This is a genomic window from Pseudomonas mangrovi (assembly GCF_003052585.1).
Lineage (GTDB): Bacteria > Pseudomonadota > Gammaproteobacteria > Pseudomonadales > Pseudomonadaceae > Aquipseudomonas > Aquipseudomonas mangrovi.
The window spans coordinates 56,522-82,323 of sequence record NZ_QASN01000021.1 but is presented as its reverse complement, the minus strand read 5'-3'; the positions used below and the strand labels follow the sequence as shown (position 1 = coordinate 82,323).

At 66.3% G+C, this 25,802-nt stretch carries 22 protein-coding genes; 2 read left to right on the top strand and 20 right to left on the bottom strand.

Annotated elements, in window-relative coordinates; all coding sequences use genetic code 11:
* Positions 1-4: 4 nt before the first annotated feature.
* The 11 genes from DBO85_RS16650 to DBO85_RS16600 all read right to left on the bottom strand — a co-directional run bounded on the left by DBO85_RS16650 (position 5) and on the right by DBO85_RS16600 (position 8,475).
* Positions 5-553, bottom strand: a complete 549-nt coding sequence (locus DBO85_RS16650) for an outer membrane lipoprotein carrier protein LolA (protein WP_108108536.1) — start codon at positions 551-553, stop codon at positions 5-7.
* Positions 550-975, bottom strand: a complete 426-nt coding sequence (locus DBO85_RS16645; protein ID WP_108108534.1) for an acyl-CoA thioesterase — start codon at positions 973-975, stop codon at positions 550-552. The genes DBO85_RS16650 and DBO85_RS16645 overlap by 4 nt, the downstream gene beginning before the upstream one ends.
* Entirely contained in the window at positions 968-2,512 is a 1,545-nt protein-coding gene (locus DBO85_RS16640; RefSeq protein WP_108108532.1) for an HAL/PAL/TAL family ammonia-lyase, read from the bottom strand. Before DBO85_RS16640 ends, DBO85_RS16645 begins: the two co-directional genes overlap by 8 nt.
* A complete protein-coding gene (locus DBO85_RS16635) occupies positions 2,493-3,431 on the bottom strand; it encodes an LpxL/LpxP family acyltransferase (RefSeq protein ID WP_108108530.1) in 939 nt (312 codons plus the stop codon). Before DBO85_RS16635 ends, DBO85_RS16640 begins: the two co-directional genes overlap by 20 nt.
* On the bottom strand, positions 3,428-4,183 hold the full coding sequence (locus DBO85_RS16630) for a glycosyltransferase family 2 protein (protein ID WP_108108528.1): 756 nt from the start codon (positions 4,181-4,183) through the stop codon (positions 3,428-3,430). The genes DBO85_RS16635 and DBO85_RS16630 overlap by 4 nt, the downstream gene beginning before the upstream one ends.
* Positions 4,176-5,852 (bottom strand): AMP-binding protein, encoded by a 1,677-nt coding sequence (locus DBO85_RS16625; protein ID WP_108108526.1) that lies wholly within the window; start codon positions 5,850-5,852, stop codon positions 4,176-4,178. Before DBO85_RS16625 ends, DBO85_RS16630 begins: the two co-directional genes overlap by 8 nt.
* Positions 5,849-6,394, bottom strand: a complete 546-nt coding sequence (locus DBO85_RS16620) for a COG4648 family protein (RefSeq protein WP_108108524.1) — start codon at positions 6,392-6,394, stop codon at positions 5,849-5,851. The genes DBO85_RS16625 and DBO85_RS16620 overlap by 4 nt, the downstream gene beginning before the upstream one ends.
* 64 nt (positions 6,395-6,458) lie before the next feature.
* Positions 6,459-6,716 (bottom strand): acyl carrier protein, encoded by a 258-nt coding sequence (locus tag DBO85_RS16615; RefSeq protein ID WP_108108522.1) that lies wholly within the window; start codon positions 6,714-6,716, stop codon positions 6,459-6,461.
* A gap of 10 nt (positions 6,717-6,726) precedes the next feature.
* Positions 6,727-6,987 (bottom strand): phosphopantetheine-binding protein, encoded by a 261-nt coding sequence (locus DBO85_RS16610; RefSeq protein WP_108108520.1) that lies wholly within the window; start codon positions 6,985-6,987, stop codon positions 6,727-6,729.
* Entirely contained in the window at positions 6,968-7,756 is a 789-nt protein-coding gene (locus DBO85_RS16605) for a lysophospholipid acyltransferase family protein (RefSeq protein ID WP_177429795.1), read from the bottom strand. The genes DBO85_RS16610 and DBO85_RS16605 overlap by 20 nt, the downstream gene beginning before the upstream one ends.
* Positions 7,753-8,475, bottom strand: a complete 723-nt coding sequence (locus DBO85_RS16600) for a beta-ketoacyl synthase chain length factor (protein WP_108108518.1) — start codon at positions 8,473-8,475, stop codon at positions 7,753-7,755. Before DBO85_RS16600 ends, DBO85_RS16605 begins: the two co-directional genes overlap by 4 nt.
* A 372-nt stretch (positions 8,476-8,847) precedes the next feature.
* On the opposite strand from DBO85_RS16600, the gene DBO85_RS16595 reads away from it, so the two are divergent.
* Both DBO85_RS16595 and DBO85_RS16590 read left to right on the top strand, forming a co-directional pair.
* Entirely contained in the window at positions 8,848-10,515 is a 1,668-nt protein-coding gene (locus DBO85_RS16595) for a long-chain-fatty-acid--CoA ligase (protein ID WP_108108516.1), read from the top strand.
* A gap of 113 nt (positions 10,516-10,628) precedes the next feature.
* Positions 10,629-11,399 carry a ParA family protein gene (locus DBO85_RS16590; protein WP_108108514.1) on the top strand — a complete coding sequence of 257 codons (771 nt, stop codon included), beginning with the start codon at positions 10,629-10,631 and terminating at the stop codon, positions 11,397-11,399.
* Positions 11,400-11,734: 335 nt separating this feature from the next.
* Here DBO85_RS16590 and DBO85_RS16585 read toward each other — a convergent pair whose 3' ends face one another.
* The 9 genes from DBO85_RS16585 to dbpA form a co-directional block, all read right to left on the bottom strand.
* Complete coding sequence (locus DBO85_RS16585) at positions 11,735-12,526, bottom strand: universal stress protein (protein ID WP_108108512.1); 792 nt, start codon at positions 12,524-12,526, stop codon at positions 11,735-11,737.
* Between the two features lie 92 nt (positions 12,527-12,618).
* Entirely contained in the window at positions 12,619-13,056 is a 438-nt protein-coding gene (gene trxC, locus DBO85_RS16580; RefSeq protein ID WP_108108510.1) for a thioredoxin TrxC, read from the bottom strand.
* Positions 13,057-13,132: 76 nt separating this feature from the next.
* The gene (locus DBO85_RS16575) at positions 13,133-14,410 is read right to left on the bottom strand and encodes a bifunctional O-acetylhomoserine aminocarboxypropyltransferase/cysteine synthase (RefSeq protein WP_108108508.1); all 1,278 of its coding nucleotides are present in this window, start codon (positions 14,408-14,410) and stop codon (positions 13,133-13,135) included.
* An 83-nt stretch (positions 14,411-14,493) separates the two neighbouring features.
* Positions 14,494-16,284, bottom strand: coding sequence for an SLC13 family permease (locus DBO85_RS16570; protein WP_108108506.1), 1,791 nt, complete (start codon positions 16,282-16,284; stop codon positions 14,494-14,496).
* 154 nt (positions 16,285-16,438) lie between these two features.
* Positions 16,439-17,899 carry a protein adenylyltransferase SelO gene (gene selO, locus DBO85_RS16565; protein ID WP_108108504.1) on the bottom strand — a complete coding sequence of 487 codons (1,461 nt, stop codon included), beginning with the start codon at positions 17,897-17,899 and terminating at the stop codon, positions 16,439-16,441.
* Between the two features lie 70 nt (positions 17,900-17,969).
* Positions 17,970-21,302 (bottom strand): mechanosensitive channel MscK, encoded by a 3,333-nt coding sequence (mscK, locus tag DBO85_RS16560; RefSeq protein ID WP_108108502.1) that lies wholly within the window; start codon positions 21,300-21,302, stop codon positions 17,970-17,972.
* Positions 21,303-21,335: 33 nt separating this feature from the next.
* Positions 21,336-23,081 carry a potassium/proton antiporter gene (locus DBO85_RS16555; protein ID WP_108108500.1) on the bottom strand — a complete coding sequence of 582 codons (1,746 nt, stop codon included), beginning with the start codon at positions 23,079-23,081 and terminating at the stop codon, positions 21,336-21,338.
* 188 nt (positions 23,082-23,269) lie between these two features.
* Entirely contained in the window at positions 23,270-24,451 is a 1,182-nt protein-coding gene (locus DBO85_RS16550) for a BaiN/RdsA family NAD(P)/FAD-dependent oxidoreductase (protein ID WP_108108498.1), read from the bottom strand.
* A complete protein-coding gene (gene dbpA / locus DBO85_RS16545; protein WP_233356638.1) occupies positions 24,448-25,785 on the bottom strand; it encodes an ATP-dependent RNA helicase DbpA in 1,338 nt (445 codons plus the stop codon). The genes DBO85_RS16550 and dbpA overlap by 4 nt, the downstream gene beginning before the upstream one ends.
* Between the last annotated feature and the right edge of the window lie 17 nt (positions 25,786-25,802).

Below are 25,802 nucleotides of genomic sequence, written 5' to 3'. Positions count from 1 at the left end.
CGCGTCAGCGGTACTGGCTGGTCAGGCGCAGCAGCGTGCGGTCGCCCTGGGTCTCGAACAGCTCGATGCGTTCGACATGCTCGCTGCCCTCGACGCTTATCCGGGTGAAAACCTGGCGCATCAGGCTACTGCGCGGCAGTAGCTCGACCTGCCAGGCGTTGTCGTCACCCTTGTAGAGCACCTCGAAGTTCTCTTCCAGACGCTTGCGGTCACCGCGCAGCAGGGACAGGAACAGCCGGCTCTGGTGCGCTGCGGCGTCGCGTCCGGGCTGTTCCTGCCAGCCCTGCGGGGTAAGCCGGGAGATGCCGCTGTCGTCGATGCGATAGTCCTGCTGCAGAGGACTGCGCACCTGCCAGAGCAGGCCGTGCTCGGGGGTCAGCTCGAACAGGCCGGTGCTGGTCAGCGGCTGCGGCAGCGCGCGCAGGTGCTTCTCCTGGATGAAACTGCCGTTCACCGGGCGCAGGGCGCCGAGACGTGCTTCCAGCTCGTCGACCGTCTCGGCCTGGAGCACGCCCGTGCAAAGCAGCAGGGCGGCCAGCAGCAACGCCCTCATGCCAGTGTCCTCGCTACCGCATCGACGAACACGGCAGGCGAGCTGAACTGCATCTCGCGACTGGCGACGTCCACCGCGACCTGGGTGCTGCTGCCGCGGGTCATGCGCTCGCCGCTCTGCGCGTCGCGGATCAGGTAGTTGATCAGCAGGCGGTTCTCCCACTCGATCAGGTCGGCGCGGACGATGATCTTCTGGCCGAACACCGCGCCGCGCACGTAGCGCAGCTGCAGGTCGATCACCGGCCAGGCGAAGCCGGCTTCGCGCATCTGCCGGTAGCCGTGGCCGATGCGATCGAGCAAGGCACAGCGGGCGACCTCGAAGTACTTCACGTAGTGGCCGTGCCAGACCACATCCATGCTGTCGACGTCGAAGAAGGGGACTTCGATCTCGACCTCGGCATGCAATACGCCGCCCTTACGCATACAGCCTCCAGTGTTGTGCGCGGATACGCGCAAGGCACAGGCGCAGCTCGGCCTCCAGCGCACGATCTTCGATCAGTGGGGCGAAGTCCTCGGCCAGCTGCGCATGCATGGCTGCCAGTGCCGGCGGCAGGGGCCGGGCATCGGCCTGCTGCTCGCGCAGCCAAACACCCTGCTGGGCGGCCAGCAGCGTCGCGGCGGCGACCTGTTCGGTCAGCTCCAGGCTGCGGATGGCGTCGCGCGCGGCGATGGTGCCCATGCTGACCTTGTCCTGGTTGTGGCACTCGGTGGAGCGCGAGAATACGCTGGCCGGCATGCTGTTCTTCAGTGCCTCGGCGGTCCAGGCGCTGGTGCCGATCTGCACCGCCTTGAAGCCGTGGTTGATCATCGCAGTGGCGGCCGGCGCGCCCGACAGGTTGCTCGGCAGGCCATGGTTGTAGCGGGTGTCGACCAGCAGCGCGAGCTGGCGGTCGAGCAGGTCGGCGACGTTGGCGACCAGGTTCTTCAGGCTGTCCATGGCGAAGGCGATATGCCCGCCGTAGAAGTGCCCGCCATGCAGCACGCGCTCGGCGTCGCCGTCGATGATAGGGTTGTCGTTGGCACTGTTCAGTTCGGTCTCGATGAACTGGCGCAGAAAGCCCAGGCTGTCGGCCAGCACGCCCAGTACATGCGGCGCGCAGCGCAGCGAGTAGCGATCCTGCAGGCGGTGCAGGGGCGCGGTCGGCGCATCGATGGCCAGGTCTTCGCGCAGCCAGGCGGCGACCTGGAACTGGCCGGGGTGCGGCTTGGCGGCGAACAGGCGCTCGTCGAAGTGCTCCGGGTTGCCCTGCATGGCGATCACGTTCATGGCGGTGATGCGCGTTGCCAGCTGCAGCAGGTACTCGGCGCGCGAGTAGGCCAGACAGGCCAGGCCGGTCATCACCGCCGTGCCGTTCATCAACGCCAGGGCCTCCTTGGGGCGCAGCACCAGGGGTGTCCAGCCCAGCTCGCGATGCACGTCCGCCGACGTGCGGCGCTCACCCTTGAACAGCACTTCGCGCTCGCCCGACAGGGTGGCGGCGATGTACGACAGCGGGGTCAGGTCGCCGCTGGCGCCGACCGAACCTTCCTCCGGAATCAGTGGCAGCACGTCGTGCGCGAGGAATGCCTGCAGGCGTTCGAGCAGCTCCAGGCGTACGCCGGAAACTCCCTGGCACAGCGACTGCAGGCGCGCGGCAAGCACGGCGCGGGTGGCGTCCGCTTCGAGCAGCTTGCCCAGACCGCAGCCGTGGAAGGTGAACAGATGCCGCGGCAGCGCCTCGACCTGATGCAGCGGCACCGCCACCACGCAGGAGTCGCCGTAGCCGGTGGTCACGCCATAGATCACCCCTTCGCGATCCAGCAGCGAGTCGAGGAACTGCGCGCCGCGGGCGATGCGCTGGCGGAACGCGTCGTCGTCCTGCAACTGCGCGGCTGCCTGCTGGCGAGCCAGGGCCACCACCTGTTCCAGGCGCAGGGGGGCGGCGCCAAAGACTACGGATTCAGGATTTGCTGTCGTCATGCTGTTTCCAGAAGGCAAAGAAGTTGAACCACTGCAGAGGCGCCTGCAGGCAATGATGGGCCAGGCGCTCGGCGTAGCGCTGGGCATGTTCGCGGATCACCGCTTCGCGCTCGCTGCGTTTCCAGGCGATGCGCTCGGCGAACGGCTCCATGATCACCCGGTAGCGTCCGCCGCGCTTGAGGCAGAAGAACAGGTTGACCTTGCACTCGAGCAGCCCGGCGAGCAGCCAGGGGCCCTGTGGCAAGGCCGCCGGCCGGCCGAGGAAATCCACGCTGACGTTGCGCCCGCCGTGCAGGGCAACCCGATCACCGGCGATCGCCAGCCATTCGCCGGCATCCAGCCGCTGGGACAGCTGCAGCATGGTGCCGGCGTCCAGCTCGCTGACCTGGACCAGGCGCAGGTTGCTCGCTCCGGCCTCACCGAGCAGGCGGTTGAAGTGCTCGGCATGCTTGGTGTGGACCAGCACGTTGAGCACGGCCCGACCACCCTTTTCGGCCATCGCCCGGCACACCTCGAGGTTACCCAGGTGCGCGCCGACCAGCATTTGCCCGCGACCCTCGCGGGCATGGGATTGCGGGCGGATGCCGGCCGGGTCCTCGATGTCGATGTCAGCAAAACCGATTCGCCCGTGCCAGACATCGATCTTGTCCAGCAGAGCGTCGGCGAAGGCCATGAACTGGCCGAACACCGAGCGCAGGGTCGGCCGCAGCTCGCTGCGTCCGCTCCATTCGGCGAGGTTCTGCTGGTACTCGCGCACGCTCTGGCGGGCCGCCCGGCCGGCGAGGAAGAAGTACAGCACGATGGCGTACAGCAGCGGGCTGAGCAGGCGGCGGCCGAGCACGCGCGAGCTGGCCACGGTGAACTTCATCAGCAGATAGCTGCCGCGTTCGCGGTGCGCGGCCCAGTGTCCGTTGTTCATCGGCGCAACCTGTGCCAGAGCAGTGTCGGCGCGCGCCAGAGCATGCCGAAGAACAGTCGCGCGTGCATCTTCGAGATCAGCCAGTTGTCGCGCCAGAGCTGGAAGTGCGAGACGCCATCGAGTGGGTAATGCACTCGCACCGGTAGCCAGCGCATCGGCTGCTGGCGCCAGAACAGGCGCACCAGGATGTCGCTGTCGAAGTCCATGCGCCGGCCGATGTGCTCGCTGTCGATCAGCGCGATGGTGCTGGCGAGCGGGTACACGCGGAAGCCGCACATGGAATCGCGGATCGACAGTGACAGGGTGTTGATCCAGACCCACACATGGGTCGCGTAGCGGCCGTAGAGGCGGCCGCGCGGCACGCTGTCGTCGTACTGCGGATAGCCGCAGACCAGCGCCTGCGGTTGCTCGCGGGCGATCTCGAGAAAGTCTTCCAGGTTGCCCAGGTCATGCTGGCCATCGGCGTCGACCTGCAGCGCGTGACTGAATCCCTGCCGCGCCGCTTCACGCAGGCCGGCCATCACCGCACCGCCCTTGCCCTGGTTGTGCGCCAGGCGCAGCAGCTGGACGCCGTCCTGCTCCGCCAGGCTGTCGATGACGGCGGCGCAGGCCGCTGCGGAGCCGTCGTCGACCAGCAGGCAGGGCAGGTGCGACTGGCGCAGGCTCTCGACCACCACCGGCAGCGCATGCTCGTGGTTGTACACCGGGATCACCGCGCAGGGGCGGAACGGGCTGGCCAGGGTGTCAGGCATCTGCTGCTCCGAGCACGATGCGGCCGGACGAGGCGGCGCTGTCGCCGATCTGGTAGGAGAAGTACAACTTGTTGCGCGCAGGATCGAAGCGGAAGGTCAGGCTGGCAAGGTCGCCGGGGCGCAGCAGTTGCTGGAACTTGAGCACTTCCATGCCGACGAAGCGCGGCGGAATCGTCAGGTAGCCCGGTGCCAGGTGCAGGACCCAGTCGATCTGCACCACGCCGGGCAGTACCGGGGTGCTGGGAAAGTGGCCGCTGAAGTAGCGCAGGTCGAGCGGGATGCGCAGGTGCAGCTGCCACTCGCCGTCCTGCTCGCGGGCGTCGAGGATCTGCGGTTTGTCCGGGCGCGGTGCCGCCAGCAGGGTGTCCACCTCGGCCTGGCCAAGCTTGCCCTGGGCGTTGCCCGGCAGCTCGTGCAGCAGGCGCCAGCGGCGCGGCAGTGCGAGGGGCTCGCAATGGCCCTTGAGATGCTGGCGCAGGCCCTCGGTCAGCACGCGGCGGCCCTGGTTGCGCAACACGTGCAGGCCCTCGCTGCTGGGCACCAGCAGGGCGCCGAGGTAGGCGCGATTGTCCTCGATCACGCCCAGACGTGCCTCGGCGACCCAGGGATGCGCCGCCAGCGCCTGTTCCAGCATCGGCAGGGAGACGCGCTTCTCTTCCAGCTTGACGATGCGGTCGAGCCGGCCGAGCAGCTCGAAGCGGCCGTCAGCGTCGATGCGTACCGCATCAGCGGTCTGTTCGCGATGGTTCGGCGGCAGGCAGGGCGAGCGCAGTGCCAGGGCACCATCGGCTGCCTGCTCGATCTCGACCCCGGCGAAGGGCTGCCAGAGGCTGCCGCCCTGGCGCCAGGCAATGCCGCCGGTTTCCGAGCTGCCGTAGATTTCCGTCGGCCACTGGCCGAGGCGTTGCTGGAGCGCTTGCGCCGCGTCGGCCGGCAGCGCGCCGCCGGAAGAGAACACCTTGCGCACCGCGCGCAGCGCCGGCCAGTCGAGGTTGTCGCCCATGCGCTTGAGCAGCGCCGGGCTGCCGACCCAGCAGAAGGCGGCGTGTTCGCGGCTGGCCAGCTGGATGTCCTCGGGGAATGGCAGCGCGCGGCGCAGTGCCGGGCGGCCGGCGCACAGCGGCCAGAGCAGGCGGAACAGCAGGCCGTAGATATGCTGGGTGGCGACGCTGCCGATCACGCAGGCATCGTCCAGCGCGCTACCCCAGAGCGCCTCCAGCGTATCCAGCTCGTTGGCCAGCTGGCGCAGCTGCTTGTCGATCAGCTTGGGCTCGCCGCTGGAACCGGAAGTGCACAGCGTCAGCAGGGTGGCGTCCAGCTCCAGTGCGGCGGCGGGCAGTGGCTCGCCGAACAGCTCCGCGAGCTGGGCGTCACCGGGCTGATCGCTCAGCCACAGGTCGACGCGTGGGCTCAGGCGTGCGCGGCTGGCGGCCTGCAGGTCGGCCGGCAGTAGCACGGCAACGCCGGCGCGCCAGGCGCCGAGCAGCGCCACGGCCATCTCGCCGGCATCCTCCAGGTGCAGCGCCAGGCGCTGCACACCACGCGCCCGCAGGCCGCCGGCCAGGCGCAGGGCGCGCTCGCGCAGCGTGGCGTGGTTCAGCGCCGGCGCCAGGAACAGGGGCGCGGCATGCTCATCGAGCAGCAGGCGGTCGAGACAGATCCAGGTCATGCGCTATTCCGTACGCGCTGTCGCACCAGCCACTCGCCGGCGAACAGCAGGCCCATCAGCAGATAGGCGATCAGGCCGTTGTAGAGCGTCCACCAGGACAGCGGCGCCCAGAGGGTCAGCAGCGTCGCGAGGGTCGCGTTGAAGATGAAGAACAGCACCCAGACCTGGGTCACCCGGCGCGTGTAGCGCACCGCCTTCGGCGGCAGCTCCGGCTCGCGCAGGCGCGCCAGGCGTTCGATCAGCGGCGGGCCGTAGATCAGGGTGATGCCGAACACGCCGAGCATCACCAGATTCACCAGCACCGGATACCAGCGCAGCAGGGCCGGGTCGTCGAGCAGCGCCAATGCCAGGCAGAACCCCAGCGCGCCACCGGTCAGCAGTCGCCCGCCGGGACGGCTCGGCGCCAGCAGCGAGCGCGCCAGCCAGAGCCCGCCCAGCATCAGGGCGAACAGCCTTGGCGACAGGTGCTCGATGCCGAAGTAGACGGCAAACGGGTAAGCCAGCCCGGCCAGTAGCAGGGCCGCTGCGATCCAGCGTTTCATCGGGTGGCGAAGCCTGTCGGGTGGGTCATGATCGATCCGGTCCTGCGCATGCGGCCTTGGCCGCTCAGGCGTCTTCGCCCTGCAGCAGCCGCTCGACGGCAGTCACCACATCGCCCACGGTACGGACGCTCTTGAACTCCTCGGCGGCAATCTTCTTGCCGATCTGGCGCTTGATATGGTCGATCAGGTCGACCGCATCGATGCTGTCGATCTCCAGGTCTTCGTAAAGGTTGGCGTCCAGGGTGATGCGCTCGGGTTCCAGTTCGAACAGCTCGACCAGGGTGTCGCGCAGGCTGGCAAATATCTCGTCACGGTTCTGCATGGCGAGCCCCTCAGGCGGCGCGCTGGGCAGACACGAAGGCCGCCAGGCTGTTCACGTTGGCGAAGTGCTTGCGGGTGTCCTTGGAGTCCGCGTCGATCTTCACGCCGAAACGCTTCTGGATCGCCAGGCCGAGTTCCAGGGCATCCACCGAGTCCAGGCCCAGGCCTTCGCCGAAGAGCGTCTGATCCGAGCCGATGTCGTCCGGGCCCATGTCTTCCAGGCCCAGGGCGTCGATGATCAGCTGCTTGATTTCATGTTGCAGATCGCTCATCTGAGGCGAGCTCCTTCGTATAGTAGTTGTGCAGACAGTCGTTGAGTTTACGTGAAGCGACGGGCAGCGGCCCCTGTTCGGTGAACTGTCGGGGGTCGATATCCTGACCCACGCGCAGATGAAAGTGGAATCGACGCGACGGAACGCTGTACCAAGGTTCCGCTTTGGTCAGGGTGGTCGGTTCCACCCTGATGATCACCGGGGTGATCACCTGGGCGCCACGCAGGGCAATCGAGGCGGCGCCGCGATGGAATTCCGGCGGTTGGCCCGGCGTGGTGCGGGTGCCTTCGGGGAAGACGATCAGCGTCTGGCCCTCGCGCAGCGCATCGGCGGCCTCTTCGAGCATGTCCAGGCTGCCGCTGTTGCTGATGTACTGCGCGGCGCGGATCGGCCCGCGGGTGAAGGGGTTGTGCCACAGACTCTGCTTGACGATGCAGTTGGCGTCGGGGATTACCGAGATCAGCACCACCACGTCGATCAGCGAAGGATGGTTGGCGATCACCAGTTGCCCTGGGCGACCCAGGCGTTCCGCGCCCTCGATCTGATAGGTCAGTACGCCACTGCGGTGCATGAAGTTGACGAACGCGCGGAAGGTGCGATGGGTGGCCAGGCGCGACAGCCGACGGTGGTCGCGGGCGTCCCTGGCGAACAGGCCGAGCAGTGGGAACACGACGACGCGCAGGATCAGCCCGCCTATTCCGAAGTAGGCAAAGCTCAGTCCGGTGGCGAACTGGCGCCACAGGCGCGGTGCGCTGTAGGGCTGCTTCATGGCGCGGCGTGCCAGTGCCAGTGGCGACCGCGGCAGGAATGCACAGGCATTCCCGCGTCGCCCAGCAGCGCCCGGACCAGATTCAGTGCATGCGGCCAGGTGCTCGGTTCAGTGGCGCCGGCTGCGCTGTCCAGCGTCAGGCGCCATTGCCTGCCGGGGCTGATCACCAGAGCCAGGGCGTAGGGGAAGGGCGCGTCGTCGATCCACGGCTGGTAGGGCTCCGGCTGCACACCTTCGGTGATCATCAACAGCACCCGTGGCGCGCCTTCGTCGAGCAGGGCGCAGGCTTCCAGCAGTGCATGTTCGAGGCCGTCGGCTTCGGCGGACAGTGCGCTCATCTCGCTGGTGTCGCCGCGCATGATCGACCACAGGCCGATGATCGCGTTGTGTACCGACAGGCTGAACTGGGTCGGCGAGAGCTCCTCGCCCCGCGCCAGTTCGCAGAGCAGTTCGTAGTTGCGCGGCGTTTCGCCGTGGCGCGAGGCGTACACCAGTGGCATGGGGCCGTGATCTTCGGCCAGCGGCCAGGCCACGGCGAAGGCCATGCGCGCCAGAGGGCTGAGGCGGCGCCGTTGCATGGCCGGCAGGAAGCTGACGTCGGGCTGCAAGTCGGGCGAGGCCGGCGGCTGCCAGGGCGCGGCGCTCCACCTGGACCAGGTATCGGGGCTGTCGATGCCCGGTGCCCAGGCGTGCCATCGGTCGATGTTGAACTCGATCACGTGCTAATTCTCAAGGCCCCTCGGGGCGTCCATTCCGCCGCGACCAGGGCGCGGCAGGCGACCCATGGAAAACGGCCGGCATTATCCCGTGGGCGGAAATATCGTGCAATTAATAGCTGGATCGGCGGATCGCGAAGGGCTTGGCGGCTAGTGGCCTGCGCGGCGCACAGGGCGGATTGGCCTTCCGGCGGATTGCTCCGCAGGGTTGTTCGGGACGGCCGGCGCGCGGTTCTGGTGGCGTCCTGACTCCCCGGTAGCCCACCTGCGCTTATGACTCATCAACAGTCTGGCTACTGACACTGTCGAGTCGGCGCCCGATGGGCGATGCTGCACTCAGCCCTTTCCAACAACAATCAACACAGGGATCAGCGCATGTTCGAGCGTCGCCATCACGCCGTCTGGCCGGTTCGCGTACCCAAGGAGCTGGAGCTGCCGGCCACCAGTGTGTTTCACAACCTGGCGGTATCGGCGCTGCGTTATCCGCAGCACCCGGCCATTCACTATTACGGTTCGGAGTTGAGCTACGCGCAGCTGCTCGATCAGGTCGAGCGTCTCGCCGGTCATCTACAGGCGGTCGGCGTCGAGCAGGGCGCGCGGGTGTTGCTGTACATGCAGAACAGCCCGCAGTACATCATCGGCTTCTACGCGATCCTGCGCGTCGGCGCGGTCGTGGTGCCGGTCAACCCGATGAATCGCAGCGCCGAGCTGCGCTACCTGATCGAGGATACCGATGCCTCCGTGGCCCTCTGTGGTCAGGAGTTGCTGGGGGCGATTGCGCCGCTGCTCGGTCACCACTCCCTGCGCGAAGTGATCGCCACCGGCTATGCCGAGTACCTGCACGTGCCGACCGACCTGGCCTTGCCCGAGGTGCTCGAGCTGGCGCCGCTGAGCGAGCTGCCGCCTGGCGTGCGTGCCTGGCAGGCGGTGCTGGCGCAGGGGCTGCGGCCGGCTGCGGTGGATGTGGGGCCTGACGATCTGGCAGTGATTCCCTACAGCTCCGGCACCACCGGCAACCCCAAGGGCTGCACCCATACCCATCGCTCGGTCATGGCGACGGCGGTGTATGCCTGCGTCTGGACCGGCGCGCAGCACGACATGGTGTCGCTGATCAGCGTACCGATGTTCCATGTCACCGGCATGCAGTCGTGCATGAACGCGGCCATCTACGCCGGCGCCACCTCGGTGGTGATGACGCGCTGGGACAGGCGCGTCGCCGCGCAGCTGATCGAACGCTGCAAGGTCAGCGTCTGGCGCAACATCTCGACCATGGTGGTGGACATGCTCGGTGACCCGCAGATCGACAGCTACGACCTCTCCAGCATGCGTGCCATCGGTGGTGGCGGGGCGGCCATGCCGGCGGCCGTGGTGGCACGTCTGCGCGACAAGATGGGGCTGGACTACATGGAGGGCTATGGCCTTTCCGAGACCATGGCGCCGACCCATATCAATCCCCCGGAAGGCTGCAAGGCACAGTGCCTGGGCATTCCCATCATCGGTACCGATTCGCGGGTGGTCGATGTGGATACGCTGCAGGAGGTCGGGGTCGGGGTCACCGGTGAGATCGTCATGCGCGGCCCGCAGGTGTTCCAGGGCTACTGGAATCGTCCGGAGGCGACCGCCGAAGCCTTCATCGAGCTCGATGGCGAGCGTTTCTTCCGCTCCGGCGACCTGGGTTACTACGACGAAGAGGGTTATTTCTTTCTGGTCGATCGGGTCAAGCGAATGATCAACGCCTCTGGCTACAAGGTCTGGCCGGCGGAGGTTGAGTCGCTGATGTACGGCCATCCGGCGCTGCGCGAGGTGTGCATCATTTCGGCGCCCCATCCGCGGCGGGGCGAGACGGTCAAGGCGGTCGCGGTGCGCGCCAGCGGCTATGAGCAGGTCGGCGGCGAGGAGATCCTCGCCTGGTGCCAGGAGCAGATGGCGGCCTACAAGTGCCCGCAGATGATCGAATTCGTCGAGGCACTGCCCAAGTCGCCGACCGGCAAGATCATGTGGCGCCTGTTGCAGGAGGAGGAATGGCGCACCGTCGCCGAGTGAACTGATGCTCGTCGCTCGCCCGGGCTGGAACTATCGTGCGGTGGCCCGTGCTCGCGTCTGTCACGGGCATTGCATAGAATCCCGAAGCTTGCGAACTGAGAGGGAGAACGGTGATGCGTCGAGTGGTGTTCAATCAGAAGGGCGGCGTAGGCAAGTCCAGCATTGCCTGCAATCTGGCGGCGGTCAGCGCGGCCCAGGGTTATCGCACCCTGCTCATCGACCTGGATGCCCAGGCCAACTCCAGCCACTACCTGACCGGCTTGACCGGGGCGGATATCCCGGTCGGCATTGCCGACTTCTTCAAGCAGATCCTCAGCTCTGGCCCCTTTTCCAAGAAGGGCAGCGTGGATGTCTACGAGACGCCGTTCGAGAACCTGCACGTGGTGACCGCCACGGCCGAGCTGGCCGATCTGCAGCCCAAGCTCGAGGCCCGGCACAAGATCAACAAGCTGCGCAAGTTGCTCGAGGAGTTGTCGGAGGACTATGAGCGGATCTATCTGGATACTCCGCCGGCGCTGAATTTCTATACGGTTTCTGCGCTGATCGCCGCTGATCGCGTGCTGATCCCCTTCGATTGCGACAGTTTCTCGCGCCAGGCGCTGTACGGGCTGCTCGAGCAGATCGAGGAGCTACGCGAGGACCACAACGAAGAGCTGGCGGTGGAAGGCATCGTGGTCAACCAGTTCCAGTCCCGCGCCAGCCTGCCGCAGCAACTGCTCGACGAACTGATCGCCGAGGGCCTGCCGGTATTGCCGGTGTACCTGGGCAGTTCGGTGAAGATGCGCGAGTCGCACCAGGCCTGCATGCCGCTGATCCATCTGGAACCCCGGCACAAGCTGACCCAGCAGTTCGTCGAGCTGCACGAGTTGCTGGAGTCGCGCTGACGCTCCTCCTTCAGTCCCAATCTATATCCCGCGATACAGCCGTCCTTCTCCCTCCGGGAGAAGGTGGCGCGCAGCGCCGGATGAGGGATAGGTTGGTGCTGCAGGGGGCCCGGCGCGGCCTGACCCGAAAGCAGCCGCGAGTTGCCTGAAACATCCCTCACCCGCCTTCGGCACCCTCTCCCGGTGGGAGAGGGAAAGTCGCGGCGTCTCGACGCACCGAGAACTCTTTCGCGCCGCCACTTCGCGCCGTCGCCTTACCAGCTTCCCTTCTCCTTCCGGAAGAAGGTGGCGCGCCGCGGCGGATGAGGGATGGCGCAGCCTGCAGGGAGTCTGCGCTATTTCACCAGCAGAACATCACACAGTGGCTGGCGCAGGTAATAGGCGGGCAGGCTGCCGAGCAGTGCTTCGCTCAGGCGCGAACGACTGTGTTGGCCGAGCACCAGCAGTTGCGGTTGGCGCTCGGCGATCACCTCGTCCAGGCTGCCGGCCAGTGTGCCCGGGCGCACCTCCAGGGTCGGTTGCGGGCCGCTGCCGGGCTGCATTTCCAGTTCATCACTGATCAGCTGCTGCAGCAGATCCTGCTGGATCTGCAGATGTTCGCGCTGTTTTGCCGGCGGCAGTTGCAGCGCCTGATCGTAGATGTTTACCGCGTGCAGCACGCCGTCGCTGGGCAGCAACCGGAATGCGCTGGTCAGCGCGTTGCATGCGCACACCGAGGAATCCAGCGCCACCAGTGCGCTGTGATAGGGCCCCTCGGGTGCATTGCGCACCATCAGTAGCGGAATCCTCGAGTGGCGGGCGATCCGTTCCAGATTGCTCCCGCTGAAGGCCTCCGGGCGACCCTTGTGGTGTGTGCCGGCCACCAGCAGATCGCAGCCCAGCTCCTCGGCCACCTGCAAGGTCACATCGCTTGGCTTGCCCTTGCGGATCAGCAATTGCGTCTGCGGCGCGCCGATATCGGAAAGCAGTCCGCGCAGCGTCGCCTGGGCCTGGGGACTGTCGTCGTCGGGCCCGGCATGCAGCAGCGTCAGCTGCGCACCCAGCTGTTTGGCCAGTTGCGCGGCGCGGCGCAGGGCGTGGTTGGCTTCGCGGGTGAGGTCGTGGCCGACCAGAATCTTGCTGAACATCTGCTACCCCCTGGTTGATGGTGCCTGGAGCAACCAGTCTGGACCGGGATAGCCACCTTTGCGTTGATCTCGGACAGGCTGTCGCAGCCCTGTCAGACAATGCCCTGGCCGCGTAGCCAGTCGAGCAGCTGCGGCAGGGACATGGCGCCGGACTGGCGCGCGATCTCGCGACCGTCGCGAAACAGGATCAGGCTCGGAATCGAACGAATGCCCAACTGCGTGGACAGTTGCGGATTGCTGTCGCTGTCCAGCTTGGCCAGTCGGCAGCGTCCGTGCAGGCGCCTGGCGGCCTCGGCGAACACCGGGGCGAAGCCGCGGCAGGGGCCGCACCAGGCGGCCCAGACGTCGACCAGTAGCGGCAGGGCGCCCTTGTTCTGACTAACGAAGCTGGCCTGGGTCAGTTCGAAGGGTTCGCTGCCGAGCAGGGCGCCCTTGCAGCGCCCGCAACGTGGCGCCTCCGTCAGGCGCTCGGCGGGAATCCGGTTGAGACCGTTGCAATGCGGGCAGGGCACCAGCAGTGGTTCGCTCATGGCGGCACCTCCAGAGATCGATCAATCCAAGTTGGTGCCGCCAATGGGCGAATTCAAGCGCGCTGCGCCAGCAGGCTCAGACCTTGGCGGCCTCCAGCGCCTGGGAGAGGTCGGCAAGGATGTCGTCGATGTGCTCGATGCCGATCGACAGCCGGATCAGATCCTGCGATACGCCGGCCTTGAGCAGTTCCTCCTCGTTCAACTGGCGATGGGTGGTGGTTGCCGGATGGCAGGCCAGCGACTTGGCGTCGCCGATGTTGACCAGCCGCACCACCAGATTCAGCGCATCGATGAAGCGTGCACCCGCCTGCATGCCGCCCTTGATGCCGAAGCAGAGGATCGACGCCGGTTTGCCGCCCAGATAGCGCTGCGCCAGCGCATGTTCCGGATGGTCGGCCAGGCCTGCGTACTTGACCCAGGCCACCTGGGGGTGGGCCTTGAGATATTCGGCGACCTTGAGCGCGTTCTCGCAATGCCGCTCCATGCGCAGGGCCAGGGTCTCCAACCCCTGCAGGATGAGGAAGGCGTTGAACGGTGACAGTGCCGCGCCCATGTTGCGCAACGGCACCACGCGGCAGCGGCCGATGAAGGCGGCGGGGCCGAAGGCCTCGGTATAGGTCACGCCGTGGTAGGACACATCCGGCGTATTGAGCAGCGGGAAGCGCGCCTTGTGCTGCGCCCAGGGGAATTTCCCGGAGTCCACCACTATGCCGCCGAGGGTGGTGCCGTGGCCGCCCATGTACTTGGTCAGCGCGTGCACGACGATGTCGGCGCCGTGCTCGAAGGGCCGGCAGAGCATCGGCGTGGCCACGGTGTTGTCGACGATCAGCGGCACGCCGTGGCGGTGCGCGGCATCGGCCAGCGCCTGCAGATCGATGATGTTGCCGGCGGGGTTGCCGATCGTTTCGCAGAACACTGCCTTGGTGCGGTCGTCGATCAGCGCTTCCAGCGCGGCGATGTCGTCGTGGGCAGCGAAGCGCACCTCCAGGCCCTGGCGCGGGAAGGTGTGGGCGAACAGGTTGTAGGTGCCGCCGTAGAGTTTGGCCACCGAGACGATGTTGTCGCCGGCCTCGGCGATGGTCTGGATGGCGTAAGTGATGGCGGCCATGCCCGAAGCGACGGCGAGCGCGCCAACACCGCCTTCCAGCGCCGCAACGCGCTCTTCGAGCACGGCGTTGGTCGGGTTCATGATTCGCGAGTAGATGTTGCCTGGCACCTTCAGATCGAACAGATCGGCGCCGTGCTGGGTGTCGTCGAAAGCGTAGGAAGTGGTCTGGTAGATCGGCACCGCCACCGCCTTGGTGGTGGGATCGGGACTGTAGCCGGCGTGGATGGCCAGGGTTTCCAGTTTCATGCGCGCGAATCCTTCTGGGCAGGGAAAGGTCCGCAGCATGGGAAAAACTGCCCTCCCGGTCAATGACCCAGGGCAAGCCGGACTCAGACCGGCGTGAGCGGCCAGAACAAAGGGATCACCAGCGTGGCGACCACCCAGAGGATCAGATTCAGCGGCGCGCCGACTTTCATGAAGTCAGTGAAGCGGTAACCGCCGGCGTTGTAGACGAAGGTGTTGGTCTGGTAGCCGATGGGCGTGGCGAAGCTGGCGCTGGCAGCGAACATCACCGCGACTACGAAGGCCCGCGGGTCGACGCCCAGGTGCTGAGCGACGCCGATGGCGATGGGGGTGACCAGCACCGCCACCGCGTTGTTGGAGAGCATCTCGGTGAGCAGCGAGGTGAACAGATAGATGAAGGAGAGCATCAGCAGCGGCCCGGCCCAAGGCAACAGACTCATGGTGTTTTCCACCAGCAGGCGCACCAGGCCGACCTTGTCCATGGCGATGCTGATCGCCAGCATGCCGAAAATCAGGCTGAGGATCTTCCAGTCGACCGCCTTGTAGGCGTCCTCCACGTCCAGGCAGCGGGTCGCCAGCACGGTGACCGCGCCGATGATCGCCAGGCCCTCGATCGGCATCACGCCGGCTGCGGCAAGGACCATCACCGCCAGGGTGGCGATGATCGCGATCGGCGCCTTGTCGCGGCGGAAGGCGCGTTCCTGCACGGTGTTGAGGCTGATCAGTTCGCCGTTGTCGGCGAAGCGCTTGATCTGCGACGGTGTGCCCTCGACCAGCATCACGTCGCCGAACTGCAGCTGGAAGTCGTCCAGGTTGCGCGAGACGTTCTCGTCCTGGCGATGCACGGCGAGCACGGCGATGCCGTAGCGCGCGGTGAGGTCGAGGTCGCGCATCGGCCGGTGGCTGTAGCGCGAGTTCCGCCCGACGATGGCTTCGGCGAGGATCACGTCGTGGCTGCTGACGGTCTCGAAGGCCTCGTTGCGGTTGAAGGTCAGTCGACCGCTTTCGCGCAGCTCGACCACATCCTTGACCTGGCCGTGGATCACCAGCAGGTCGCCGGCAGCCAGCAGGGTGTCGTGGGCTGGCTCGCTCAGCTCGCTGTCGTCGCGGAACAGCTTGAGCACCTGCAGGCCGCTGCCACCGTTGAGGTTGGCTTCGGCGATCGTCTTGCCGATTACCGGCGAGTCGTGCGGCACCAGCAGCTCGGTCATGAAGGTCCTCGCCAGATCCGGGCGCAGCTGGCGCGACAGGGTCTCACGCTCCGGCAACAGATGGCGGCCGATGGTGAACATGTAGAGCATGCCCGCGGCGGCGAGAATCAGGCCGGCACCGGTGATCTCGAACATGCCGAAGGGTTCCAGGCCGGCCTTGCGCGCCACGCCGTCGACCAGGATGTTGGTCGAGGTGCCGAGCAGGGTCAGGGTGCCGCCGAGAATGGTGGCGTAGGACAGCGGGATCAGCAGCTTGGAAGGCAGCGTGCCGGCGCGGCGCGCCAGGGCGATGGCGACCGGCGTGAGGATGGCGACCACCGGGGTGTTGTTCAGTGCTGCGGAGATCACCAGGGCGGTAAGGGTCAGCCCCATCAGCACGCGCGTCGGACTGGTGCCGACCAGGTCGCCCAACCAGTTGCCGAGGGCGTCGATGCAGCCGGTGCGCTCCAGCGCTGCGGACAGCACGAACATGCAGGCGATGGTCACCGGGGCGGAGTTGGACAAAACGCTGAGGACTTCGCCCGGCGTCAGCAACTGGGTGACCAGCAGGGCGGCGACGGCGATGGCCGCGACTATGTCAGGGCTCCACTTCTCCCGTACGAAGGCATACAGCAGCCAGACCAGCAGCGCGCCGACGAACAGCAGAGGCAGTGAGTCCCAGGACATCAGGCAATCCTTAGAGCAACGGAATCTCGTGTGAGGTATCGATGCCCGTCCGGGACGGGCAAGGGCGCCACGATAGAAGGCTTTTCTTAGAGAGTCTAAGAATGTTTGAGAAGGTTTATATGTCTTTTCGGTTTAACCGATATAGCCCCGACAATCACGAGGAACAGCTGATCTCCAAGTGCTTGCCCCACTCCGGCGGGCGCTTTGCGTATTTCTCGCGTCCGTCCTGTGCCTCGAACGGACGCGAGAGCACCGCATGCAGCTCGCGCACCGGTTCGAAGTCGCCCTGTTCGGCACCCTCGATCGCCTGCTGGGCCAGGTAGTTGCGCAGGATGTAGAGCGGATTGACCGCGTGCATGCGCACACTGCGCTGGCTCGGATCGCCGGAATCGCGGGCGCAGCGGTGCAGATAGTCGACGGACCAGGCATCGAAGCCGGCGAGGTCGACGAACTCTTCACGCAGAGTCTGAAGTGCCTGCTCCGCCGCCTGGTCGCCCAGCCGGCGGAAGAACAGGTTGTAATCCTGGGCACTCTGCTGGAGCAGTTGCAGAAGTCGCTCGATCAGCGCTGCATCGCCTTCCTCGGCGGCGCAAAAGCCCAGCCGCCGACGCATCAGATCGAGGTAGTGCGCCTGCTGCAGCGGTTCGAACAGCGCCAGGGTGTCGCGCAACAGATCCACCTCGACCAGCGGCGTCAGCGCCTGCGCCAGCGCGGCAAGGTTCCACTGGGCGATCGGTACCTGGTTGCGGAAGCTGTAGCGGCCGCTGTCGTCGGAGTGGTTGCAGATGTGGTTGGGATCGTAGTCGTCGAGAAAGGCGTAGGGGCCGTAGTCGAAGGTGATGCCCAGCAGCGACATGTTGTCGGTGTTCATCACTCCGTGGCAGAAGCCGTAGGCCTGCCAGTAGCCGATCAGCGCGGCCGTGCGTTCCAGCACCTGGCGAAACAGTGCGGCGACCGGCTGCGGCTGGTCGAGCAGGTCGCTGAAGTGGCAGGCCAGGGCGTGATCGAGCAACTGGCGCAGTTCGTCATGGCGGCCGGTGTAATAGAAGTATTCGAAGTGGCCGAAGCGCAGGTGGCTGGGCGCCAGGCGCAACAGCATCGCGGCCTGTTCGCGCTTCTCGCGCCAGACCGGGGTGCTCGAGGTGGTGACGCAGAGCGCGCGGCTGGTAGGGATGCCCAGGGCATGCAGGTGCTCACTGGCGAGGAATTCGCGGATCGAGCTGCGCAGGACCGCGCGACCGTCGCCCATGCGCGACCAGGGAGTCTGCCCGGCGCCCTTCAGGTGCAGGTCCCAGTATTGGCCCGCATCGTTCTTCACCTCGCCCAGCAGCAGGCCACGGCCGTCGCCCAGACGGGGGTTGTAGCTGCCGAACTGATGCCCGGAGTAGACCATCGCCCGCGGCTCGGCCGCTGCCCACAGGCGGTGGCCGGAAAAGATCTGCAGAAAGTCCTCGCCCAGCGCCTGCGCCGGGTCCAGATCGAGCAGTGCCATTGCCGATTCGCTGGCGATCACCAGGCGTGGCTCGGCAATCGGCTCGGGCAGCACAGAGGTGGAGAAGCTGTCGCCGAGGCGGGCGAAGCGGTTGTCGAACTCCAGGTCGGTCAGTCGTTTCACGGCAGGCTCTTGTCCGGCGAGGGGGCGGGTGCCGGGCTCGCCAGACGAGCCCGACCCTGATCAAACCTGACTACGGTGCAGGGGGTTGGTTCGACGCTTCCGGCTCTGCGGGACGCTGCGGCGGAGTCTGCGAAGACTCGCCGGCAATCCGGCACTCCTGCCCCGCAGCATTCTTCAGATAGATATCGAGCTGGCGGAAGGCAATCTCGATGCCGTTGGCGCGGAACTCGCGGTCGATGACGCGGTTGATCTCGTCCACCGTCGGGTTGCGATCACCCAGTTCACGCACATGGATACGTAGCTCGTGGTCGAGCGTGCTCTCGCCGAAGGTGAGGAAGTACACGATCGGCGCCGGGTCGCGCAGTACCCGACTATTGTCGTTGGCCGCCTGCAGCAGCAGCTTGCGCACCAGCTCGAGGTCGGAGCCGTAGGCCACGCCGACGCGGATGGTCACCCGGGTGACCGTATCGGTCAGCGACCAGTTCACCAGTTGTCCGGTGATGAAGGTCTTGTTCGGGACGATGATGTCCTTGCGGTCGAAGTCGGTGATGGTGGTGGCGCGGATGCGGATGCGGCTGACACTGCCGGAGAGGTTGCCGATGGTCACCACGTCACCGATCCGGATCGGCTTCTCGAACAGGATGATCAGGCCGGAGATGAAGTTGGCGAAGATTTCCTGCAGGCCGAAGCCCAGGCCCACCGACAAGGCCGCGACCAGCCATTGCAGACGGTCCCAGCTCACGCCCAGGGTCGACAGCGTGGTGACGAAGCCGACGCCGACCAGGGTGTAGGAAAGCAGCGTGGTGGTGGCGTAGACGCTGCCGGGCGCCAGGGTCAGGCGTGACAGCACCAGCACCTCGAGCAGACCCGGCAGGTTGCGCGCCAGGGCGACCGTGATGCCGATGATCAGCAGCGCGCCGAGCAGGTTGTTGAGACTGATAGATGTCAGATCACCCGCGGCGTTGGCGTATTGGTAGAGGGTGACGTTGTCCAGGTAGGAGAATACCGACAGCAGGTCGGCCCAGACCCAGTACAGCGCGACCAGGAACACGCCGAACAGGGTCATGCGCAGCAGGCGCAGCGACTGCTGGTTGATCTGTTCGATATCCAGCACCGGCGCTTCGACGATCTCGCCGCCGTCGGGACTTTCCTTCGGCACGGCCTGCCGCTCGGCTATCGCGCGCTGATAGGCCAGGCGTCGCGCGGCGACCCCGAGGCCGCGCACAAGGATCGCCTCGACGCCGACCCAGAGCACCAGCACGTAGAGGGTGTCGATCAGCCGGTCGGTGAGCTTGAGCGCCGTGTAGTAGTAGCCGAAGCCGACCGCGACGATCAGCGCCAGCGGCAATGCTGCGAACAGCAGGCCGATGGCCAGACGCAGCGGCGGCGCGTTTTCGCTGGTCGGCCCCTTCAGCAGCAGGCGCAGCAGCAGCCAGATCATCAGCAGATAGCAACCAATCACCACCAGGATACCGAGGACATCGTCGGCCAGCGCACCGGGGTGCTGCTCTGCGATGGTCACCACCGCCACCAGGATCAGCACCACCAGGCCCAGTCCGCGCATCTGCCGATGGAGGAAGTGCACCTGCGCCCGCGCCCAGCGGAAATGCATCTCTGCCAGGCCGTTGGGCGCCAGCACGCGATAGGCGGTGTAAAGCACCAGCCAGGCTTGTGCCATTTCGAAGCAGGCTGCCGCCAGGCTGGCGTTCTGGCCGCGCGCGTCGAGTTGCAGGGCATAGCCGCATAGCGCCAGGAACAGGCTGCCCGGCAGGGCCAGCAGCAGGTTGAACAGCAGCGCCAGCGGTGTGTGCAGCTGGCTGTCGCGCTTGTAGTGGCCGATATCGGCATGCACCGCGCGCAACCGCCGATAGAAGTCTCCACGGCGCCAGATCAGTACGCCGATCACCAGCAGCAGAGGCAGGAATACCAGCGGCCGTTCGCTCAGCCCGGCGGCGAACTCGCGCAGGCCGACGCCCCAGGGCAGGCTGACCAGCTGGTTCTGCAGGCGCTGGGGCAGTTCCTTGAGCCAGTCCAGATCGAGCGGTCGATTGCTGGGAATCCAGAAGATCTGCTCATCGAGCGTGTTGCTGACCATCTCGATCATGCTCTGCAGCTGTTTCTGGTTCAGTTGCAGCGTGATGCTTTCGTTGAGCAGCGTATTGAGTTCGCGGTTGAGGCGCTCGAGCAGCTCGCTGCGGGTTCGCGCCAGATCCAGCAGGGTGCGACGCTCTTCGGCGGTGAGCTGATCGTCCTTGCTGTCGGCGAGTCGTTGTTCGACGTAGCTGGCAGGGTTGCTCAGCTGTTCGCGCTGCTGGTTGATCTCGAACTGGTACAGGCGCAGGTCGGCGATCTGGTTCGACAGGCGACCATCGAGGCTGACCTGCGGCAGGGCCTGCTTCTGCTGGTAGAGGATCTTCGCCAGCAACAGGCTGCCCTGCAGCACGTTGACCTGCTCCTCGAGAGCGCGCTCGCTCTGGGTCAGGCTATCCAGTTGGCGGCGCACCTGGAGGTTCTGCTGAGTCACCTCGTTGAGCTGCTCGGTGTACTTGAGCAGGGTGTCGGAGAGTTTCAGGTTGGCCTGGCTCTCGCGTATCAGCAGTCGATCGGAGCCGGCTTTCTCGGCTTCGCGTGAGAGCTCCTCGACGGTTTGCTCGGACAGCGTACGGCGGCGGTCGTTGATCAGTGACTGCAGCTCGAGCAACTCCTGTTCGGCGCGGCTGATGCGCTCGTTGAGCAGCGCGCGCTGGCTGGCGCCCAGATCGAGCAGGGTGCTGTTGCCGCTGAGTTCGGCGCGGCGCAGCCGGGTGCGCGCCTCGAGCGCCACCTGCTCCGCCGCGAGACGGTCGCGCGCCTCGCTGCTCAGGGCCTTGCCGGCTTCACGTCCGCTCTTGAGGATGCTGCCGATCTGCTGCAGGCGCGCCTGGTTCTGCGCAATTTCGGTCTGTGCGCGCTCCGGGCGGGTCTGCGCGGTGATGATCAGGCTGTTGGCTTCGGTCAGGGCCTTCTGCCACTCCGCCAGTTGCTGGCTGCGCTCGTTCAGGCGCTGCTCGAGCTGAGCCACGCTAAGGCCGGCATAGCGTCGGTTGGCCTCCAGGGTGACGGTGCCCTTGAGCTGCTCCAGCTCGCGATGAGCTTGTGTGGTGAGCTTGGGCGCCTGTTCCAGCTGCTTCTGCAGCGCCTCGGCGCGCACCTCGCTGTTGTCGCGGTCGCTGAGAAAGCCGAGGGTCTGCTCCAGCACCTGCTGCAGGGCCTTGTGCTCGGTTTCGGGCAGTTTGCGGTCGGCCAATGCGTCGAGGTCGCGCTGCACATCTTCGTGGGCAGGTGGGGCGGCGAAGCTCTCCGGCGTACTGAAGACGGCGAGGGCAAGCAGGGCGGCGCAGGCAAACGTGCGGATGGAGGGCATGGCGGACTGTCGCGATGAAGTGAGCCGACGATTCTAGAGGAACAGTCCCGGTCCGGGGCGAGATCCGTCAGGAAATCTGAGGCCGACCTTGCTGACCCGCTCGCCTTCCATTTGTGCGACTGTCCAGGTCAGGCCGTTCCACTCGATCTGGTCGCCGACCACTGGCTGGCCGCCGATCTTGTGTGCCATGAAACGGCCAAGTTTCATGCCGCTCTCGATGTCGCCCAGCTTGAGTCCATAGAGCGCGGCCACTGCAGCCAGTTCGGCGTCGCCCTCGAGAACGAAATCACCGAAGAAGCGCAGATCCTTGCCGCGTTGTGGCGCCTGGCTGAACAGCTTGCCGAGTGCCGGCAGGTCGGCGTCATGACCGATCACGCAGAGGATGTCGCCGGCCTCCAGGCGGGTGCTGCCAGAGGGGTGGCGTAGCTCCTTGCCGCGAAACAGCGCAGCGATACGTGTGCCGGCAGGCATCTTCAGCTCGCGCAGCTGCGCGCCGATGCACCATTTTTCTGCCCCCAGGCGATAGACGAACATCTCCCACTGACTGGTGGGGTGGATTTCCAGTCCGGCACGGGAGATCGGCGAGGGCACCGGTGGGACTTCCACCTTCGCCTTGCGCGCCGCCCAGGACAGGGTGCTGCCTTGCAACAACAGCGACACCAGAACGATGAAGAAGGCGACGTTGAAGAACAGCTGGGCATTCTCCAGCCCGGCCATCAGCGGGAACACCGCCAGGATAACTGGCACCGCGCCGCGCAACCCGACCCAGGAAATGAACAGCCGCTCGCGCAGATGGAAGGCGCGGAACGGCAGCAACCCGACGAATACCGCCAGCGGTCGGGCGAAGAAGATCATCCACAGCGACAACAGCAGTGCCGGCAGGGCGATCGGCAGCAGGTCGGTCGGCGTCAGCAGCAGGCCGAGTACCAGGAACATGCCGATCTGACTGAGCCAGGCCAGGCCGTCGAACATGTGCAGGATGCCGTGGCGGTTGCGGATCGGCCGGTTGCCCAGCAGCAGACCACAGACGTATACCGCGAGGATGCCGCTGCCGCCGATGCTGGCCGACAGCGCGTAGATCATGATCCCGCCACTGACCGCGAGCAGCGGATAGAGCCCGTCGGCGACGGTCAGGCGGTTGATCAGGTGCAGCAGCAGCCAGCCGCCGCCCAGGCCGAGCAGCGTACCGATGAAGAACTGCTGCAGCAGGTCGCCGAAGAACGCCAGGCCGAAGTTGGTCTCACCGCTGGCGAGCATGCCGATCAGCGCCACGGTAAGGAACATGGCCATCGGATCGTTGCTGCCCGATTCGATCTCCAGTGTCGAGCCGACCCGCTCATTGAGACCCCGGCCGTTGAGCATGTTGAACACCGCCGCGGCGTCTGTGGAGCCTACGATGGCGCCGATCAGCAGGCCCTGCAGCAGGGGTAGATCGAACAGCCAGGCCGCGGCTATGCCGGTCAGCCCGGAGGTGATCACCACCCCGCAGGTAGCCAGCGACAAGGCTGGCCAGAGTGCCACGCGGAAGGTCGCGGTGCGCGTGCGCATGCCGCCGTCGAGCAGGATGACCGCCAGCGCCAGGTTGGAGACCAGATAAGCCAGTGAATAGTCGTTGAAGACGATGCCGCCCAGCCCGTCAACACCGGCGAGCATACCGACCGCAAGGAAGATCACCAGAATCGGAATGCCCAGTCGCGACGACAGCGAACTGACCAGAATGCTCGCTCCCACCAGGAGTGCACCGATCAGAAACAGGCTGTTGATGGACGATGCATCCAAGCGAGGGGCTCTCCGAGACTGGCGCAAAGGGGCCCTGAAATGCAGGGTGCGTGCCGTTCGGATTCTAACCTGTTGATTGGCAAGGCTGTCAAAGCGCTTCGCAGCGACTCAGGCAGGAGCTGTCGACGGACCGCAAGATCAGTATCCGGGCCCCGTGCAGTGGCTGACCGGCGCCTGCGTTGGGTGGATCAAAGGCTCTGCGCAGCCGCGTGCGCCGAGGCCCAGGCCCACTGGAAGTTGAAGCCGCCCAGGTGCCCGGTGACATCCAGCACCTCGCCGATGAAGTACAGGCCCGGCGACTTCTGCGACTCCATGGTCTTGGAGGACACTTCGCGGGTATCGACGCCGCCCAGGGTCACTTCGGCGGTGCGATAGCCCTCGGTGCCGGCCGGCACCAGGGTCCAGTCGGCGAGTTGCGCGGCGATCTGTTCAAGCTCGCGGATGCCGTACTGCTTGATCGGCTTGCTGGCGAACCACAGCTCGCAGAGCAGCCCGGCCATCTTCTTGGTGAACAGCTCGCCGAGCAGGGTCTTGAGCTCGCTGTTGGGTCTGTCGCGTTGCTGCTCGGCGAGCCAGGCCGGCAGGTCGACGCTGGGCAGCAGGTCGATATGTGCCGCGTCACCGGGCTGCCAGTAGGAGGAGATCTGCAGGATCGCCGGGCCGGAGAGGCCGCGGTGGGTAAAGAGGATGTTCTCGACGAAGCTCTGGCCGTTGCAGCTCACCCGGCAGTCCTCCACCGAGGTGCCGGACAGCTCGGTGCACAGTTGCTTGAGCGCCGGATCGGTGAGGGTAAAGGGCACCAGGCCGGCGCGAGTCGGCAGCAGGCTGTGGCCGAACTGGCGGGCGATCTGGTAGCCGAAGCCGGTCGCGCCCAGGGTCGGGATCGACAGCCCGCCGGTGGCGATCACCAGGGCACGGCAGTCGACCACGCCGAGGCTGGTCTGTAGGTGGTAACCATCGGAGCTTTTTTCCACCGCCTGCACCGAGGTATCCAGGCGCAGATCGACGCCATGCTCTGCGCATTCGGCCAGCAGCAGCTCGAGGATGTCGCTGGACTTGTTGTCGCAGAACAGCTGGCCGAGCTTCTTCTCGTGCCAGGCCACGCCGTGTTTGCCGACCAGTTCGATGAAGTCCCACTGGGTGTAGCGCGCCAGTGCCGACTTGCAGAAGTGCGCGTTACCGGAAAGAAAATTGCCCGGCTCGACATACAGGTTGGTGAAGTTGCAGCGCCCGCCGCCGGACATCAGGATCTTCTTGCCGGCCTTGTTGGCATGGTCGATCAGCAGCACGCTGCGCCCGCGTGCGGCGCTCTGTGCGGCGCACATCAGGCCGGCGGCGCCGGCGCCGATGATCACCACATCGCAGTTCACAGCTGGCGGACTCGTAGCGAGCGGCCCTTGATCTTGCCTTCGGACAGGCGCTTGAGCGCCTGGCGAGCGACACCGCGCTCGACCGCGACCAGGGCCTGGAAGTCGAACAGGGCGATCTTGCCGACCTGGCTGCCGGCCAGCCCGGCGTCACCGGTCAGGGCGCCGAGGATATCGCCTGGGCGCAGCTTGTCCTTGCGGCCGGCGGCGATGCACAGGGTCACCATCGGCGGCTGCAGCGGTTCACCGGCCTGGGGCTTGGCCTCGTCCAGCGGGTGCCAGTTGAGCGGGCTCTTTTGCAGGGTCTCGATGGCCTGGGCGCGATGTGCTTCGGCCGGCGCCACCAGGCTCAGGGCCTTGCCGGACTTGCCGGCGCGGCCGGTACGACCGACGCGATGGATGTGGATCTCGGCGTCACGCGCCAGCTCGACGTTGATCACCATGTCCAGCGCGTCGACATCCAGGCCGCGGGCGGCCACGTCGGTGGCGACCAGCACCGAGAGGCTGCGGTTGGCGAACATCGCCAGCACCTGGTCGCGGTCGCGTTGTTCCAGGTCGCCATTCAGGGCAGCGGCCGAGATGCCCTTGGAGGTCAGGTAGTCGACCAGCTCCTGGCACTGCTGCTTGGTGAAGCAGAACGCCACGCAGGATTCCGGGTGAAAGCAGCTCAGCAGGCGCAGCACGGCGGCCATGCGCTGCTCGGGGTCGATCTCGTAGAAGCGCTGTTCGATCTGCGAATCGTCGTGCAGGGCGGCGGCGCGGATCTGCTGCGGCTCGCGCATGAAGCTCGCGGCCAACTGCTGGATGCCGCTCGGGTAGGTGGCGGAGAACAGCAGGGCCTGCCGGCGCGACGGGGTCTGCTGGATGATCTCGGCGATGCTGTCGTAGAAACCCATGTCGAGCATGCGATCGGCTTCGTCGAGCACCAGGGTGTTGAGGCCGTCGAGTACCAGGCTGCCCTTCTTCAGGTGTTCCTGGATGCGTCCCGGGGTGCCGACGATGATGTGCGCGCCGTGTTCCAGGGAGCCGATCTGCGGGCCGATCGAGACGCCACCGCAGAGCGTGAGGATCTTGATGTTGTCGGCGGCGCGGGCCAGTCGGCGCAGCTCCTTGGCGACCTGGTCTGCCAGCTCGCGGGTCGGGCAGAGCACCAGCGCCTGGCAACCGAAGAAGCGTGGATTGAGCGGCGCCAGCAGGGCGATGCCGAAGGCCGCGGTCTTGCCGCTGCCGGTCTTGGCCTGGGCGATCACGTCCTTGCCGGCCAGCATCAGCGGCAGGCTGTTGGCCTGGATCGGCGTCATCTGCGCATAACCCAGCGCCTCGAGATTGGCGAGCATGGCGGCAGAGAGTGGCA

Bases quoted from the DNA above. Each gene is read 5' to 3' on its own strand.
- DBO85_RS16585 (WP_108108512.1), bottom strand. From the start codon at position 12,526: ATGTTCAGCAAGATTCTGGTCGGCCACGACCTCACCCGCGAAGCCAAC.
- DBO85_RS16620 (WP_108108524.1), bottom strand. From the start codon at position 6,394: ATGAAACGCTGGATCGCAGCGGCCCTGCTACTGGCCGGGCTGGCTTAC.
- DBO85_RS16645 (WP_108108534.1), bottom strand. From the start codon at position 975: ATGCGTAAGGGCGGCGTATTGCATGCCGAGGTCGAGATCGAAGTCCCC.
- DBO85_RS16625 (WP_108108526.1), bottom strand. From the start codon at position 5,852: ATGACCTGGATCTGTCTCGACCGCCTGCTGCTCGATGAGCATGCCGCG.
- trxC (WP_108108510.1), bottom strand. From the start codon at position 13,056: ATGAGCGAACCACTGCTGGTGCCCTGCCCGCATTGCAACGGTCTCAAC.
- DBO85_RS16615 (WP_108108522.1), bottom strand. From the start codon at position 6,716: ATGCAGAACCGTGACGAGATATTTGCCAGCCTGCGCGACACCCTGGTC.
- DBO85_RS16650 (WP_108108536.1), bottom strand. From the start codon at position 553: ATGAGGGCGTTGCTGCTGGCCGCCCTGCTGCTTTGCACGGGCGTGCTC.
- DBO85_RS16605 (WP_177429795.1), bottom strand. From the start codon at position 7,756: ATGAAGCAGCCCTACAGCGCACCGCGCCTGTGGCGCCAGTTCGCCACC.
- DBO85_RS16635 (WP_108108530.1), bottom strand. From the start codon at position 3,431: ATGAACAACGGACACTGGGCCGCGCACCGCGAACGCGGCAGCTATCTG.
- mscK (WP_108108502.1), bottom strand. From the start codon at position 21,302: ATGCCCTCCATCCGCACGTTTGCCTGCGCCGCCCTGCTTGCCCTCGCC.
- dbpA (WP_233356638.1), bottom strand. From the start codon at position 25,785: ATGCTCGCCAATCTCGAGGCGCTGGGTTATGCGCAGATGACGCCGATC.
- DBO85_RS16595 (WP_108108516.1), top strand. From the start codon at position 8,848: ATGTTCGAGCGTCGCCATCACGCCGTCTGGCCGGTTCGCGTACCCAAG.
- DBO85_RS16575 (WP_108108508.1), bottom strand. From the start codon at position 14,410: ATGAAACTGGAAACCCTGGCCATCCACGCCGGCTACAGTCCCGATCCC.
- DBO85_RS16590 (WP_108108514.1), top strand. From the start codon at position 10,629: ATGCGTCGAGTGGTGTTCAATCAGAAGGGCGGCGTAGGCAAGTCCAGC.
- DBO85_RS16640 (WP_108108532.1), bottom strand. From the start codon at position 2,512: ATGACGACAGCAAATCCTGAATCCGTAGTCTTTGGCGCCGCCCCCCTG.
- DBO85_RS16570 (WP_108108506.1), bottom strand. From the start codon at position 16,284: ATGTCCTGGGACTCACTGCCTCTGCTGTTCGTCGGCGCGCTGCTGGTC.
- DBO85_RS16610 (WP_108108520.1), bottom strand. From the start codon at position 6,987: ATGAGCGATCTGCAACATGAAATCAAGCAGCTGATCATCGACGCCCTG.
- DBO85_RS16630 (WP_108108528.1), bottom strand. From the start codon at position 4,183: ATGCCTGACACCCTGGCCAGCCCGTTCCGCCCCTGCGCGGTGATCCCG.